At 67.8% G+C, this 14,000-nt stretch carries 16 protein-coding genes; 8 read left to right on the top strand and 8 right to left on the bottom strand.

The window, feature by feature from the left end; all coding sequences use genetic code 11:
* The first annotated feature begins 32 nt into the window (after positions 1–32).
* The 3 genes from AWQ68_RS19335 to AWQ68_RS19325 all read left to right on the top strand — a co-directional run bounded on the left by AWQ68_RS19335 (position 33) and on the right by AWQ68_RS19325 (position 2,793).
* Positions 33–872: a helix-turn-helix domain-containing protein gene (locus AWQ68_RS19335; protein ID WP_218006931.1), complete on the top strand. Its 840-nt coding sequence runs from the start codon at positions 33–35 to the stop codon at positions 870–872.
* 67 nt (positions 873–939) lie between these two features.
* Positions 940–1,521, top strand: a complete 582-nt coding sequence (locus AWQ68_RS19330; protein ID WP_066942267.1) for a dihydrofolate reductase family protein — start codon at positions 940–942, stop codon at positions 1,519–1,521.
* 273 nt (positions 1,522–1,794) lie between these two features.
* Complete coding sequence (locus AWQ68_RS19325) at positions 1,795–2,793, top strand: helix-turn-helix transcriptional regulator (protein WP_174554122.1); 999 nt, start codon at positions 1,795–1,797, stop codon at positions 2,791–2,793.
* A gap of 91 nt (positions 2,794–2,884) precedes the next feature.
* Here the strand turns inward: AWQ68_RS19325 and AWQ68_RS19320 are convergent, their stop codons facing one another.
* The 5 genes from AWQ68_RS19320 to AWQ68_RS19305 form a co-directional block, all read right to left on the bottom strand.
* The gene (locus tag AWQ68_RS19320) at positions 2,885–3,985 is read right to left on the bottom strand and encodes a winged helix DNA-binding domain-containing protein (protein ID WP_066942265.1); all 1,101 of its coding nucleotides are present in this window, start codon (positions 3,983–3,985) and stop codon (positions 2,885–2,887) included.
* Positions 3,982–4,110, bottom strand: coding sequence for a hypothetical protein (locus AWQ68_RS45735; protein ID WP_281217685.1), 129 nt, complete (start codon positions 4,108–4,110; stop codon positions 3,982–3,984). The genes AWQ68_RS19320 and AWQ68_RS45735 overlap by 4 nt, the downstream gene beginning before the upstream one ends.
* 179 nt (positions 4,111–4,289) lie before the next feature.
* Complete coding sequence (locus tag AWQ68_RS19315; protein ID WP_066942264.1) at positions 4,290–4,715, bottom strand: VOC family protein; 426 nt, start codon at positions 4,713–4,715, stop codon at positions 4,290–4,292.
* Positions 4,716–5,156: 441 nt separating this feature from the next.
* Positions 5,157–5,648 carry a GNAT family N-acetyltransferase gene (locus AWQ68_RS19310; RefSeq protein WP_066942263.1) on the bottom strand — a complete coding sequence of 164 codons (492 nt, stop codon included), beginning with the start codon at positions 5,646–5,648 and terminating at the stop codon, positions 5,157–5,159.
* 77 nt (positions 5,649–5,725) lie between these two features.
* On the bottom strand, positions 5,726–6,442 hold the full coding sequence (locus AWQ68_RS19305) for an HAD family hydrolase (RefSeq protein WP_157545469.1): 717 nt from the start codon (positions 6,440–6,442) through the stop codon (positions 5,726–5,728).
* Between the two features lie 80 nt (positions 6,443–6,522).
* Between AWQ68_RS19305 and AWQ68_RS19300 the strand changes: the two genes are divergently transcribed.
* The 4 genes from AWQ68_RS19300 to AWQ68_RS19285 all read left to right on the top strand — a co-directional run bounded on the left by AWQ68_RS19300 (position 6,523) and on the right by AWQ68_RS19285 (position 10,751).
* Positions 6,523–7,512, top strand: coding sequence for a S66 family peptidase (locus AWQ68_RS19300; RefSeq protein WP_066942261.1), 990 nt, complete (start codon positions 6,523–6,525; stop codon positions 7,510–7,512).
* A 349-nt stretch (positions 7,513–7,861) separates the two neighbouring features.
* Positions 7,862–9,025 carry a glycosyltransferase family 4 protein gene (locus AWQ68_RS19295; protein WP_066942260.1) on the top strand — a complete coding sequence of 388 codons (1,164 nt, stop codon included), beginning with the start codon at positions 7,862–7,864 and terminating at the stop codon, positions 9,023–9,025.
* A 365-nt stretch (positions 9,026–9,390) separates the two neighbouring features.
* Positions 9,391–9,909, top strand: a complete 519-nt coding sequence (locus tag AWQ68_RS19290) for a GNAT family N-acetyltransferase (protein WP_066942259.1) — start codon at positions 9,391–9,393, stop codon at positions 9,907–9,909.
* A 248-nt stretch (positions 9,910–10,157) separates the two neighbouring features.
* Positions 10,158–10,751 carry a hypothetical protein gene (locus tag AWQ68_RS19285; protein ID WP_066942258.1) on the top strand — a complete coding sequence of 198 codons (594 nt, stop codon included), beginning with the start codon at positions 10,158–10,160 and terminating at the stop codon, positions 10,749–10,751.
* A 300-nt stretch (positions 10,752–11,051) separates the two neighbouring features.
* Here the strand turns inward: AWQ68_RS19285 and AWQ68_RS19280 are convergent, their stop codons facing one another.
* The 3 genes from AWQ68_RS19280 to AWQ68_RS19270 form a co-directional block, all read right to left on the bottom strand.
* Positions 11,052–11,360, bottom strand: coding sequence for a VOC family protein (locus tag AWQ68_RS19280; RefSeq protein ID WP_066942257.1), 309 nt, complete (start codon positions 11,358–11,360; stop codon positions 11,052–11,054).
* Between the two features lie 382 nt (positions 11,361–11,742).
* Positions 11,743–12,723, bottom strand: a complete 981-nt coding sequence (locus AWQ68_RS19275) for an SDR family NAD(P)-dependent oxidoreductase (protein WP_066942256.1) — start codon at positions 12,721–12,723, stop codon at positions 11,743–11,745.
* A complete protein-coding gene (locus AWQ68_RS19270; RefSeq protein WP_505781420.1) occupies positions 12,720–12,953 on the bottom strand; it encodes a putative antibiotic biosynthesis monooxygenase in 234 nt (77 codons plus the stop codon). The genes AWQ68_RS19275 and AWQ68_RS19270 overlap by 4 nt, the downstream gene beginning before the upstream one ends.
* A 158-nt stretch (positions 12,954–13,111) precedes the next feature.
* Here AWQ68_RS19270 and AWQ68_RS19265 point away from each other — a divergent pair, with 158 nt between their 5' ends.
* Complete coding sequence (locus tag AWQ68_RS19265; RefSeq protein WP_218006929.1) at positions 13,112–13,963, top strand: helix-turn-helix domain-containing protein; 852 nt, start codon at positions 13,112–13,114, stop codon at positions 13,961–13,963.
* The last annotated feature ends 37 nt before the right edge of the window (positions 13,964–14,000 follow it).

Below are 14,000 nucleotides of genomic sequence, written 5' to 3'. Positions count from 1 at the left end.
ATCGCGAACACGGTGGCGGCGATGCTGTGGGCGTGGAGTACGTGTCCAGAGTGCCGCGACCGCCGCTGGACGGGCTGATCGACGACCTTTACTACCTGGAGGGTGCGCCGCCGTACGCCCGGCTGACGCTGCCGCCGATGCCGTCGGCGTTGCTCATCGTCAACCTCGGGGCGCCGTTCCGCATCCGCGCCGGCACCGACATCGAGACGGCCGAGTACGCCGACGGCTGCGTGGTCACCATGCCCACCCGCGCGTTGGAGTTCGGCTACCCACTCCGGACCCGGTCCGTCGGCGTGCACTTCAAGCCGTGGGGGCTGGCGCCGTTCCTGCCGATGCCCGCGGCCGAGCTGTGTGACCGGCCGGTGACGGTAGAGCAGGTTTGGGGCCGGCCCGCCATTGCTGAGCTGCGAGACCGGCTGGCCACGGCGGACGGACCGCACGAGATGCTGACGCTGCTCGAGGAGGAGCTAATGCGACGGCTGTGCGAGACCGCCGGCCTGGGGCTGGTCCGCCATACGAGCAGTGTCATCGCGGCGACCAGCGGGGCGGTGGCGATCGGCGACCTGAGGGTGGCAGCCGGTGTCAGCAGCACTCATCTGGCACAGCGGTTCAAGGAGCTCATCGGCGTCACGCCGAAGCGGCTGGCCCGCACCTACCGCTTCGCCGCCACCGTTTTCGCGATCAACCCCGCCGGACCGATCGACTGGGGCGACCTCGCCGGTGGCGCAGGCTACTTCGACCAGGCCCACTTCGGCCACGAGTTCCGGGCGTTCACCGGGCTCACGCCGACCCGGTACGTCGAAGTACGGCGGCGGTTCCTGCGCGAACATCCCGGCCACGTGCTGGACAGCTGGCCGCTGCCGGCCGATTGATTTCTTACAAGAAGCGACAGCTCACGACACGCTAATTTGTGGGCACCCCAAAGCAGAGGAGAGCCCCGTGGGCAAGGTGGTCATGTACAGCTCGGTGTCGGTGGACGGCTTCGTCGCGGACGAGAATGACCAGCCCGGACCGCTGTTCGACTGGTTGTCCAGCGGTGACGTCCCGTTGGACGAGAGCGGCGAGGTGAAGGTGTCGCAGACGTCCTACGACTACACCCGGCCGTACTGGGACCAGATCGGGGCGACAGTCGTCGGCCGCCACGTCTTCGACATGACGGACGGCTGGGACGGGAAGCCTCCGGGCGGGATCGATCACGTGGTCGTCGTGACGCACCGGCCGGAGCCCGAGGGCTGGGACCCCGAGGCGCCGTTTCACTTCGTCGACGGCGTCGAGGCAGCCGTGGCCAAGGCGCAGGAGCTTGCGGGTGACCGCATGGTCGAGGTCGCCGCTGGCGACGTCGGTGGCCAGGTGCTTGCCGCGGGCCTGATCGACGAGGTGCGCATGGACGTCGTACCCGTCGTGTTCGGGTCCGGCAAGCGCTACTTCGGGTCGGTCCACGCGCAGCACATGTTGGAGGATCCTGAGGTGGTGATTCAGGGCAACCGGGTGCTTCACCTGCGCTATCGGGTGCGCCGTTGACCGATCTGAGCGGGTACGCGAACAAGTCCACTGCGAACGGTGACACAAGATCGGGCCTCCGGCCGCGTTTGCGCATCGCTGTCCCTGGTTGGGCAGCCGACGCCGATCCGCCCCAGCGCCTCACCTGCGGCAAGTTCAACTCAAGATCACTGGTTGCCGGTTTCCGTCGTATCTTTGGCCGACCCCCAGGAATATCGCCGACATGGCGGCAAGAGGATTTCGCCTCCGAGAAGTGGACAGGGTGTGGCCGCTTCTCCGGGTAGATTGCGGCTCATGCCGAAGACGTCCGCGCGACTGCTGGCGCTGCTCTCCCTGCTCCAGAGGCGCCGGGACTGGCCGGGGCAGGAACTGGCCGAGCGGCTGGAGGTCAGCCCGCGCACCGTGCGCCGCGATGTCGACCGCTTGCGCGAGCTCGGCTACCCGATCGTGACCACCAAAGGCCCGGACGGGGGCTACCGGCTCGGTGCCGGCACGGAACTGCCGCCGCTGCTGTTCGACGACGACCAGGCCGTCGCCCTCGCCGTCGCGCTCCAGACCGCGGCCGCCACCGGGGCGGGAATCGAGGAAGCCGCGGCACGCGCGCTGAGCACCGTTCGGCAGGTCATGCCGGCACGGCTGCGCCATCGTGTCGACTCCCTCCAGGTCACCGCCGTCGAACGCCCGGGGATCCGGCCGAACCCGCAGGCCGACCCGCAGGTCCTCGTGGCCGTCAGCGCCGCCGTCCGCGCCCGCGAAGTACTGCGCTTCGACTACGCCCCCGTATCCCCAGCGGAAGCCGACGCCGACCCCGCCGGTCCCCCGCCCCGCCGGGTGCAGCCGCACCACCTCGTCACCTGGGGCGGGCGCTGGTACCTCGTCGCCTGGGACCTCGACCGCGACGACTGGCGTACCTTCCGCGTCGACCGGATCACGCCGCGCACTCCCACGGGACCCCGCTTCACCCCGCGCGAGCTGCCCGGAGGAGACGTCGCCGCCTTCGTCGCCGCCAGGTTCCACCGCTTCGACGGCCCCGGGGAGTGGCCCTGCCGGGGCGAGGTGATCCTCGACCTCCCCGCCCGCGTCGTGTCCGCCTACACCCGCGACGCGGTCGTCGAAGAACTCGGCCCGGACCGCTGCCGCCTCGTCATGGGCGCGTGGTCATGGCCCGCACTGGCCGCCACCATCGGCAGATTCGACGCCGACATCCAGGTCGTGGGGCCGACCGCGCTCAAAGACGCCTTCGCGGACCTGGCCCGCCGCTTCGCCGACGCGGCGACCGGCGAACCGGGCTGACCGCGTCATGACGGCACGGGACGCGGACTCGTCTGCTCGCGGGTCCGCGATGTGGCAGCGGTCGGTCGCGCGGATGCGGCGTAGGTGGCGCTCAGCGGGGAGAGGCGGTGACCTGTACGCGGTGGCTGCCATCGTCGGAGAGGAACGCCGCCAGTGCCCGGCCCCGCTCGGCCACCGTGTCGCGGTCGGCGCGGGAGAAGCGGCGCAGCGGGGTGATGACCACGGTGTCGGCCTGGACGGTCCAGGTCGCGGCGACCCGGCCGTCAAGGAGGACGACGCGTTCGCCGGCCACCGACAGGCCGCGGTGGGCGTCGTCGATGATGCGGGTGCGGTCGTGGTAGCCGAGGATCGCGTTGTCGAAGGCCGGCAGGAAGCGGACCGGAGCAGGGGTGTCGGGGTCGGGGCGGGGCGCGTCGGGGAGGTCGAGGAGTTCGCGGCCGCGTTCGTCCCGGAAGGAGATCAGCTCGTCGCGGATCGCGGCGACCGCGGCCGGGAGGCCGGTGAGGCCGGACCAGGCTCGGAGGTCGGCTGTGGCCGCGGGGCCGTAGGCGGCCAGATAGCGGCGTACCAACTCCTGGCCGACCGGGTCGGAGCCGTCCGGGGCGGGCGGGTCGACCTCGCGGCCCAGCCAGAAGGAGATCGGGACATTGCGCACGCCCGCCTTGGTGCGCCACAGCCCCCGGGGCGGCAGCTGCACCATCGGGATGAGGGCGGCGACCAGCATCTCGCCCAGCGCCCGCGGGCCCGGCCCCGGCCAGCGGTCGGCGAGCGCCCGCGCGAGTTCGCCCATCGAACGGGGCTCGCCGTCGCTCATCACCTTCAGGCCCGCCGCGGCGAGCTCATCGAGGTCCACCCCGTCGAGCTCGCGGCGATAGGCCCCGAGGACCCGCCCGCGCAGCATGCCGTCGTGGCGGGCGCGCCAGGCCAGGACGTCGTCGGCGCTCAGCAGGTGGACGGTGCGGCGCATGAGGTGGGTCCGCACGACGCTTCGGCCGATCAGCAGCTTCGAGAGGTCCGCCGCGTCGAAGGCGCGAAGCCGCGACCAGAGCCCGACGAACGGCTCCTGCGGCTCCTGGGCCTGCAGGCCGCACAGGTGCGTGACGGCGTCGAGGACCGGTATGTCGGCCTGGTCGAGCAGCAGCTGGCGGGCGAGCGTGGCGCGGTTGAGCGCCCGGGTGTCCAGGACGGTCATCGGCTCACACCGCCGCGTACTGGCTGGCCGACCATCGGCATGATGTCGTCGTGGTCAGGGTTCCCGGCCTGGCCGGACATCGTGGTGCCCTGGATTCCGGTCCGGCCCAGTGGGCGCGTCTTCACTGCTACGTCCTTGCCTTCGAGTCGCGTGGTGGTCTGGTGGGAGCCGCCAGCGTCATGACGGAACGCATGATGGCGGCTCCACGGGCACGCTCCTGGCCATACCGGCCACCGACCGGAGTTGAACGCCGTCGTCGGAGCGTCGGCCGGGCGACGGTCGCCCGCCGCCCGGGCTCTGATCGTCAGGACGCCTGGTACTCGCTGACGACGTCCAGGACCCAGGTGACGCCGAACCGGTCCTTCAGCATCCCGTACAGGGGCGCCCACTGCGCAGGTCCCAGCGGCTGCAGGACGGTCGCGCCGTCGGAGAGCTTCTCCCAGTACGCGGTGACCTCCTCGGCCGCTTCGCCCCGGACCGAAACGAAGAACGCGTTCTCCCCCTGGTTCCACGGCAGGCGCGAGGGCACGTCGTAGGCCATCACGCGGAAACCACCGGCGGCGGCCACCTGGCCCCACATCACCTGGTCGGCCTCGGACGGATCCTGGACGTTTCCGGCGTCCTTGTAGGTGACCACGGCCACGTCCCCGCCGAACACCGACTGGTAGAACGTGAGTGCCGCGCGGGCGTCACCTCGGAAGTTCAGGTGGGTCACGGCGTTGACGGACATGATGGCTCCTTGTTTCTCGATTCACCTTGTCTGGGCGGCCGGACGGATCCTGGTCTGACGGCCCGCACGACATAGCGCAGGAGCCGGTTCGCTGTGATGGCGGGAGCCTGGCCCCGGCCACCGACGACGATCAGGAGGATCAGCTCGCCCAGCCCTGCTCAGGGAGCACATTGGCAGGAGAAGCGGCCAGGTAGTGGCCGCTTCTCTGCGCGATGTTGCGTGACCGGCTTTCAATGCCGATGAGCTCGCGTAGTCGCCGGACGCGCATTGGTGTCCGATTGGAGCGAGCGGGGCGGTTCAAGGACGGGACGACGAGGTGTCGCCGGGCCACAGGTAACAGCTGGGCGAGGTCGGCGGGGGGCGTTCTGCACCGAGGTCTTGTCAGGAAGACGCGGACGCAGGCGCGTCCGATCTCCCGTATCCGCGTTTTACGGAACGCCGTCAGTGGCGCTGACGCAGGTCAAGGACATAGGTGATCCCGGGTCGGCCGTCCAGCAGGGTCTCGCCCGTCGGCACGAACCCCGTACGCTCCAGGACCGCCCGCGACCCCGCGTTGTCCAGCGCCGCGGCGGCGCGCAGGGTCGTCAAACCGTACGTCGTGACCGCCAGGTCGCACACCTGACGAACTCCTGTCGTCGCCAGGCCGCGACCGGCCGCCTTCTCCGCGATCCGGAATCCCAGCTCGGCGGTACCGTCCGAAACATCGACGAGATTCACTCGTCCCAGCACTTCACCGTCATCGCCGACCAGAACGTGAAAGAGGATCAGCCCCGTTTCCTGCTCGGCGAGCAGAGCCTCGTGCCTCGCCGCGAAATTCTCGAAATAGTCGTCGCCACGCTCGGGTACCGACGCCGCGAAATACGCGCGGTTCTCCATCTCGAACGCGAGCAGGGCCGAGGCGTGGTCAGGCCGCAGGAGTTGGAGTTCGGGCATGAAAGGACCTTACTGACGTGGCGCGGAGAGCGGTGCCGCCGCCGGGGACGCGGCGGTCTTGCGGCTTGTGGTGACGCTCAGCGGGGATTCGCCACCGGGACTGCGGCGAGCGCACCGGCCAGTTGGTGCAACGTGGAGACGACGACCGAACCGTGGATACCGGCAAGGTGCTTACGGCTGCCGTGTTCGCCCACCACGCCGATCGCCTGGACGCCGGCCTCCTCCGCCACGTACATCCCCATGACCGACATGCTGACCAGGGTGCAGACGGACGGCTCCACATCCAGGACCTTCACCGCCTGCCGCGCGAGGTCGGTCCCCGGTGTCTCCGACAACGCCGGTCGTCGCTCGCGCCCGATGACCGGGCCCACCAGGTGACGTAGACCCTGCGCATCGAGGTAGGTCTCCACGGCGGCGGAGCAGGTGTCACCCATCACGGCGACGAGCCTGCCGCCGGCCTGGCAGGCCTGCAGCACCTCGTACGCCCCCGGCGCGGGCGTGGCCGTCACGACGGCGGCGGTCTCGACGTCACGCACCATCTCCTCCGCTTCCACGCCGTACTCCGGTCCGACGCGGTAGGCGTACGCCGTCATCGACAGCGGATCGTCGTTGATGGCCGTAAGCAGCGACATCCGGTGTCCCGCGGAGAAAAGCCTGTCGCGGATCTTCTGGGCGATCGCCGCGGTGTCCACACCGGCGAACAGGTCGCAAAGTGTGCCGTCGAAGGCGAACAACACGGCATGCGTCCGTTGCAGGACACGCGCGACATGCGGCCGCACTCTTGTGCTTGTCATCGGAAGCCTTCTGATCGTGACTCGTTCCGTTGGCAAAAAATCGGCGGAGGCACGTCCTCAGGACCCGCTATCCTCGCGCAATGGATAGGATCTTCCCCCCAAAGCTCAGCAATGGCGACACAATACGAATAGTGGCGCCCGCCATATCCCGTGCGATGGTGACGGAGCACGACCACACCGACATCATCGAACGTCGGTTCGCGGAGCTCGGCCTGCACGTGTCCTATGGCCGTCACGTCGATGAGCGGGATCCACTCGACTCCTCCAGCGTCGCCTCACGAGTCGCCGACCTCCATGACGCCTTCGCGGACCCGTCGGTGTCGGCGATCCTGACGGTTATCGGCGGCTACAACTGCAACGAACTCCTGCCTTTCCTGGACTGGGATCTCATTCGCGACAACCCGAAAATCTTGTGCGGCTACTCCGACATCACCGCTCTGCAGAACGCCATCCTGGCCCGCACCGGTCTCGTCACCTATTCGGGGCCGCACTGGTCGACGTTCGGAATGCGCGACCACTTCGAGCAGACCCTGCGATGGTTCACCGCCGTCATGTTCGATACCGCCCCGGTCGCTCTCACCCCGTCGGCGACCTGGAGCGACGATCTCTGGTTCCTCGACCAGGACAAGCGCGAACCGATCCCGAACGAAGGATGGTGGCCCATCCACCCCGGCACAGCCGAAGGGCGGATTGTGGGCGGGAATCTCTGTACGCTCAACCTGCTGCAAGGCACCCCTTACATGCCGTCCCTCGATGACGCGATCCTGATCGTGGAAGACGATTTCGAATCCCACCCCGGGAACTTCGCGCGAGACCTGACATCTCTGCTCCAACTTCCCGGCGCCGTCAACATCCGGGGACTGGCGATCGGACGCTTCCAGAGGGAGAGCCACATGACTCGCTCGCTGCTGGAGCAGATCATCGCCACTCAGCCGTTGCCGGCGGGCATCCCGGTCCTCGCCAACATCGACATCGGGCACACCCACCCCTTGGCCACCTTCCCCATCGGGGGCGAAGCCCAGTTGACCGTCACCGGCGACAAGACGAGCCTCATACTGCGACGCCACTGATCACGTCGATCAAAAGTCGATCGGCCCGATACGGCCCGGTACGGTCCGGCGCGGCTCTACGCCGGAATGCCGCCCCCAGTGCACGAGACTTCGTACGTCGACGCCCGGACGATCTGGCTGGTGGCGCCGCGCAGGGCCAGGCTGGATCCGCCGATTCCGGCGACCATTGCCGGCGATCCTTCATTTGTTCGCCCAACCGGCCGGTGATCCGCCAGTCACAAATTGTGATTGCGTCCGTCCTCCTGAGAACAGCGAATTCCAACCATGAAGGCTCTACCTTCAGCACGCTCAGGAGACATCTGTGCCGTCTCGGCGGAGACGGTGACCGACGACCGGAATGCTTGGATCCATGCGCGAGTATCTTCTCCTGACGCTTGTCACGGCCGCGGTCACGTACCTCCTCGTCCCAGCGGTCAGGAGCTTCGCGTTACGAATCGGGGCGGCTCCCGAAGTGCGAGACCGAGACGTCCACACGACCCCGACGCCACGCCTCGGAGGACTGGCGATGTTCGGCGGGATGGCCGCGGGGCTGTTGTTCGCGACTCACCTGCCGTACGTGGGCTCCGCCCTCACCAGTAAGAGCATCGGCGGAGGGCAGGCCGTGACCGCGCTCATCCTGGCGGGCGGCCTCCTCACGCTCATCGGGTTCCTGGACGACTGGCTCGGCATGAGCGCCATGGTGAAGCTTCTCGGCCAGATCGCGGCGGCTGGAATACTTGCCTACTTCGATGTCGCGCTGCGGTGGATTCCTCTGCCCGGGAACTACACGATCAGCCTCGACGACATGTTACGGCCGACCCTCACCGTCCTGGTGATCGTCGTCACCATCAATGCGGTGAATTTCGTTGACGGCCTTGACGGCCTGGCGGCCGGCATAGTCGGCATCGGCGCGATGGCCACCTTCGCCTACTCCATCGCGCTGTCATGGGATGTGATGGAATCGCGCATCAACATGACGGCGGCGGTATGCGCCATCCTCATCGGCATGTGCCTGGGATTCCTGCCTCACAACTTCAATCCCGCGAAGATTTTCATGGGTGACACCGGCGCCATGCTGATCGGAATGCTGCTCGGCACATCGCTGATTACGATCACCTCATCTTTTCCCGGTTCGTCGCACACGTTCAATCGGTTCCCCCTGGTGCTTCCGCTGCTGCTTCCGGTGAGCGTGATCGTCCTTCCCTTGATGGATCTCATCATGGCCGTGATCAGGCGCACCTCCGCCGGCATGTCCCCCTTCGCCCCCGACCGTGGCCATCTCCATCACCGACTCCTCGACATCGGCCACTCACACCGTCAGAGCGTTCTGATCATGTATGCGTGGAGTTTCCTGTTCGCCTCGGCGGTCGTCGGACTGGCGCTCGGAGGCGTCCCCGTGATCGTGCTCATCCTGACAGCGGTCGCCGCTGTCGGCGTTTTGACGATTATGGCCATGCCCAAGGTCCGCGCACGCCGCTCACGCCAAACTCACACTCGGTCGCCACACACCAGGAAGACGGAATCCATTCCATAAACAAAGCACACGGCCGAAGGCCGTTCCCGGTTAGGTCAAATCGCCTGCCGAACAACGGAATTCCTAACGCACCTACTGGGTGCTATCAGTCGGTCCGACGCCCTAAACGCCTCAAACCAAGCGCCGCCCAGGACCATCAGGTGGGTCGTACTGCACGCCCGCCACTGGTGACCTCGAACTCCCATTGCTCAAGACCCTGCCCATTGTGGCGATGAGTAACGAGGTCGCCACGAAGCCGATGTCGACGCTCATAATCCGCTCGTGAGCGTGAATTGGCGCGCAGCGTCTCCAGGCATCGGTGTGTGTCAGCCAGCGCATGACGGAAAAAAAATCAAGCCACTTCGGTTCGAGAGGTTCGCTGCAGCATGAGCATCATCACCGCCGAGACCATCCGTACCGACCGACTGCTGCTTCTGCCGCTTCGCGTCGAGCACGCCGAGGAGATGGCCGCCGTCCTGTCCGATCCGGACCTGCACATCTTCATCGGCGGGTCACCGGTCGGCGTGGACGCGCTGCGTTCCCGTTACCAGCGCATGCTCGCCGGCTCGCCCGACCCCGCGATCTCCTGGTGCAACTGGGTCATCCTCCTCCAGGAGCAGGAATGCCTGACGGGAACCGTCCAGGCCACCATCGCCCCCTCTGCCGACGGCCTCGTCGCCGAGATCGCATGGGTAGTGGGAACTCCCTGGCAGCGCCGGGGCATCGCCGCGGAGGCGGCCAGAGGGCTCGTCGCCTGGCTCGGCGGGAAACCCGTGCGAAGCGTCATCGCCCACATCCATCCGGACCACGAGGCGTCCGCCGCCGTCGCCACCGCCGCCGGGCTCACGCCCACGGACCAGTGGCAGGACGGCGAGATCCGATGGCGCCTGGACCTCGAGCGCTGACCCCGCGTTCATCGGACTCCCGCTGACATACCGGATGAGACAGGGTCACGGGGGCGTTCGACGCACTGTCCCGGTGGGCGCCCCTGAGCACCGCGCCGGAGCCGGGCTCGACACGGCCGGGGGCATCGCCGACGCGAGGGAGCCCTTCTCCCCCGCGCGGGGGAGCGCCGAGATCGCTCTTCTCGGCGATTACTCTCGAGCCCGGGAAATCCAGGATTGGACGCAACCGATCCGAAGGAGACCCCCTGATGAACCCCCGTATCGCGTTCGTCGCAGCACCGCTCCTCGTCCTGGCGTACGGAGTGATCCGGATTCTGGACGGACTGGACGGTGTCCGCGGTCCCGGCCTCGCCTGGACTTCCGGCCATCTCGCCTTCATCGGGGCCCTGGCCCTGTTCGTCCCTGTCTCCTGGCACATGCGCCGTCTGGCGGGGCGGGGCACCCTGTCAACCGTGAGCACCGTGATCGGATTCGCCGGATCACTGGCGCTCCTCGCGCAGTTCGTCATCGACATCGCGGTCAGCTTCATGGCCACTGACCGCGCGGGCATGGACGCCATCTTCACCCGGGTCCAGGCCGTCCCCGGCGTCCTCTTCGTGGTCTACAACGTGGTGCCGGTCCTCTTCTACGTCGGTCAGCTCGCACTCATCGTGCAGCTCACCGTCCAGCGTCACGTCAAGATCTGGGTCCCCTTCGTGTACGTGCTCAACGTCCTCATGCCGCTCGTGGACAAGGACCTCATCCCGGTCGGGGCGATCCTGATGCTCGTGTCCTTCATCCCGATCATCGGTCAGGTCACCCGTACCGCTGAGCCCGTCGTCGCCGTCCCCACCGCCGCCTGAGCGCGCCATGCGGCGGATTCCCCGGACCGACGGGTGATCGTCAACGACGATCATCCGTCGGCGCTTGCCGAATCCTCGGGCGGGCTTGCCGAATCCTCGGGCGGGCTTGCCGTGCCGTACGGCGAAGAGTCGGTCCGCCTGGTCGAGCATGAACACGTTGGCGCCATGTATGCCTCAGAGGTCGACGCGACGAAATCGAGTCGGTGCCCCCTGCCCGCCTGCCTGACCAGCGCGTCGTCCACGCTTCCGGGGGCCTGGGACCAGACAGGAGAACGGCGGTGGCGTGGTGGGCGTGTGGTGTCACGTGGGGACCGGACCCGGGAAGTGCGGGTTTTCGATCACGCCGATGAGGCTTCCGTCCGGTGCGGTGAGGGTAGCGGTGCGGATCCCGCCACCGTGGTCCGTTGCGGGGGCATGGACTGCTGCTCCGGCCTTGGCGAGCGCGTCCGTGGCCTGCGCGATGTCCTTGACGCCCCAGTAGACGACCGCGCCGGAGCCGCTTTCGGCGTGCCCGTTCGGATCGAGGGCCAGTTCGTAGCCGTTGATGTTGAAGCCCACGTAGAAGGGCTGGTCGAAGTAGAGATCGATGCCCATGACCGCATCGGTCACGACCGACTGAATTCCAGCTGACAGGCCCGTGGTGTAGCGGCGCAGCCGCCGCAGCCATGGGCCTGACCCATGGCTGCCCGTGCAGGCGCCTTCAAGGGCCCATTGCCCGATCTGGGGACGTCCCGTTCGCCTTCAGCGCCGAAGTCAGCCGGCCAGGTTACGTTGAAGATCCTGATCAAGTCGTTCATGCAGTGGCTCAGCGGTCATACGCCCAACGTAACTGGGTGAGAGGCGTCGCTGCCCGCCGTTCACCCGAAGGTCAAGCTCTCCCGATGTCAGGCCACGAGATCAGCTCACGCCAGTTCCGCCTCCTCTCCTGATCGCCCCCACCTGTACGTACGGACTCCGTCCGCGGGGCTGTCTGAGCCGGCCTCGGCGGGTCTCAGGCAGCCTCAGGAGTCGAAGGGCTTGGCAGGCCGCAGTCGGAGATCAGTTTTTCGGACAGTGCCCACAGGCGGTCGGCGTTGCCCGGGTTCACGGCATACGGGAAATAGCAGCCGGTGGGCGGCGCCCCAGCCCCCGTCCAGGGCGCCGCGATCGCGCAGTCCTCCAAACATTCGCCGCCGATGCCCTCCAGTTCGGGAGCGACGGCCGCCCAGACCGAGGTGGCCGCGCCCTGCTCCGGCGTCTTCCAGCCCTGAGGACGCTCCACATTCCAGCCCCGGGAGGCGAGGTCCTCTCGCGACATGTGGCGCTGCAGGTTGGTCTTGATCCCGCCGGGCATCACCGCGTTGGCGGTGACACCGTGGTCGCCGTAACGTGCGGCCAGGGCGACCGCCAGGAGCGAGCAGGCGCTCTTGGACTGGCCGTAGGCCTCCCACGGGTCGTAGGGACGGCGCTCGTAGTTCGGGTCCTCGAAGTGGACGTCGCTGTAGCGATGGGCGCGCGACGACAGGGACACCACCCGCGCGTTCCCGGCCGCTCGCAATGCGGGCAGCAGCCCTACGGCGAAGGCGAAGTGCCCGAGGTAATTGACGCCGAACTGCGACTCGAACCCGTCCACCGTCCTCGACAGCGGGACCGCCATCACACCGGCGTTGAGCACAAGGATGTGCAGCGGCCTTCCCGTGGCCACGTGCCGGCTCGCCCAGGTGGTCACGGACTCCAGCGAGCCGAGGTCCAGACGCCGGTAGACGACCTTCTCGTTCCCCGTCTGGTTGCTGATCGCCTGCGCCGCCTGGGCACCCTTGGCTTCGTCCCGGGCCGCTATCACCACGCGGGCGCCCGCGGAGGCCAGCGCCCTGGCGGTCTCGTAGCCCAGCCCCGACGCGCCGCCAGTCACGATCGCTTCCTTGCCGCTCAGGTCGTGGCCCGCGATCACCTGCATCGCGGTGGAGCCGGCGCCGAACAGATGCGCGGTCATCGGACGAGCCACCCCCTGAAAAGCCTGGTGAGCGTGGGCATCACCAGGGAGATCAGTAGTGCGACGGCGGCGGGCACCATGATGAGGAAATGCGCGAACACCGGCAGGTCGGGAGTGGTCGCCTGCAGGAGATAGCCGAGCGCCGTGATGATCGGGTAGATCGCGACGCAGGTGAGGACCCACATCTTCCAACGCCTGGGCTGCGCGACAGGAGGGGCGGAAACCGCCATAGTCCGGTCCCTTCACGAGGTTGCCTTGAACGGATCCACCTTTTCGAAGCGCTGCCATTGCGAGGAAGATCCCCGTGAAGCCGGGCCGGCCGGCGTGGTAGTGACACTGCCACCTGCCCGCTCTGGCCGGCGTGGCAGGCCGTGTCACACTGAAACCCGTGGTCAGTTCTTCCGCCCAAACGGCTTTAGGGGAGTTCCTGCGAGCCCGCCGCGCCCAACTGGATCACACCGACCTCGGCCTGCCCCTCGGCATCGGCAGGCGACGCGCACCCGGGCTACGGCGCGAGGAGATGGCGGCGCTGGCGGGGATCAGCATCGACTACTACATACGCTTGGAGCAGGGCAAGGAGACCAACCCCAGCGTCAGCGTCCTGCGAGGCCTCGCCCGTGCCCTGTGCCTGGACGCCGAAGGCACCGAGCACCTGTTCGCGCTGGCCGACCGCGCCTCCGGCCGCAGCGCACGACCGGCCACCGGCCCGAGCGTGCGCCCCGGCATACGGCAACTGCTGGAGAAGCTGCGGCCCTGTCCCGCGTACGTGCGCAGTCGTACCAACGACATCCTGGCCAGCAATCCGGAAGGGCTCGCGCTGCTGGCTGGAATCGACGAATGGCCGGCCGAGCGGCGAAACACCACACGTTACGTCTTTCTGCATCCTGCGGCCAGGACGCTGTACCCCGACTGGACCGAGGCCGCCGCGGCCACCGTCACCCAGCTACGCGAGGCCGTCGGCGCCGACCCCGACGACCCGAACCTGACCGCGTTGGTGGAGGAGCTCACCGAAGCCAGCCCGGAGTTCGTGGCACTGTGGAAACGCCACGAAGTACGGCGCCGCCGCACCGACCGGAAAACCTTCTGTCATCCCGTCGCCGGGGAGATCACTTTCCTGTACGAGAGCCTGGAAATCGAACCTGGGGGACAGCGCCTGGCCATTTACCAGACCCCTCCGGGAAATCCTGCTCATGATGCTGTGCACTTGCTGGCGCTGACGGTGAAGAAGTCGTACATGTAACTCGAACCTCTGCGGATACCCGACTCAGGTATGCCCG

Origin of the sequence: Microtetraspora fusca (genome assembly GCF_001570365.1) — a bacterium.
Lineage (GTDB): Bacteria > Actinomycetota > Actinomycetes > Streptosporangiales > Streptosporangiaceae > Microtetraspora > Microtetraspora fusca.
Note: the sequence above shows the minus strand (reverse complement) of the source record. Positions and strands in the feature narration are given on the sequence as shown.

Coding starts and splice junctions, on each gene's coding strand:
- AWQ68_RS19325 (WP_174554122.1), top strand. CDS start 1,795: ATGCCGAAGACGTCCGCGCGACTGCTGGCGCTGCTCTCCCTGCTCCAG.
- AWQ68_RS19320 (WP_066942265.1), bottom strand. CDS start 3,985: ATGACCGTCCTGGACACCCGGGCGCTCAACCGCGCCACGCTCGCCCGC.
- AWQ68_RS19315 (WP_066942264.1), bottom strand. CDS start 4,715: ATGTCCGTCAACGCCGTGACCCACCTGAACTTCCGAGGTGACGCCCGC.
- AWQ68_RS19310 (WP_066942263.1), bottom strand. CDS start 5,648: ATGCCCGAACTCCAACTCCTGCGGCCTGACCACGCCTCGGCCCTGCTC.
- AWQ68_RS19305 (WP_157545469.1), bottom strand. CDS start 6,442: ATGACAAGCACAAGAGTGCGGCCGCATGTCGCGCGTGTCCTGCAACGG.
- AWQ68_RS19300 (WP_066942261.1), top strand. CDS start 6,523: ATGGATAGGATCTTCCCCCCAAAGCTCAGCAATGGCGACACAATACGA.
- AWQ68_RS19295 (WP_066942260.1), top strand. CDS start 7,862: ATGCGCGAGTATCTTCTCCTGACGCTTGTCACGGCCGCGGTCACGTAC.
- AWQ68_RS19290 (WP_066942259.1), top strand. CDS start 9,391: ATGAGCATCATCACCGCCGAGACCATCCGTACCGACCGACTGCTGCTT.
- AWQ68_RS19285 (WP_066942258.1), top strand. CDS start 10,158: ATGAACCCCCGTATCGCGTTCGTCGCAGCACCGCTCCTCGTCCTGGCG.
- AWQ68_RS19275 (WP_066942256.1), bottom strand. CDS start 12,723: ATGACCGCGCATCTGTTCGGCGCCGGCTCCACCGCGATGCAGGTGATC.
- AWQ68_RS19270 (WP_505781420.1), bottom strand. CDS start 12,953: ATGGCGGTTTCCGCCCCTCCTGTCGCGCAGCCCAGGCGTTGGAAGATG.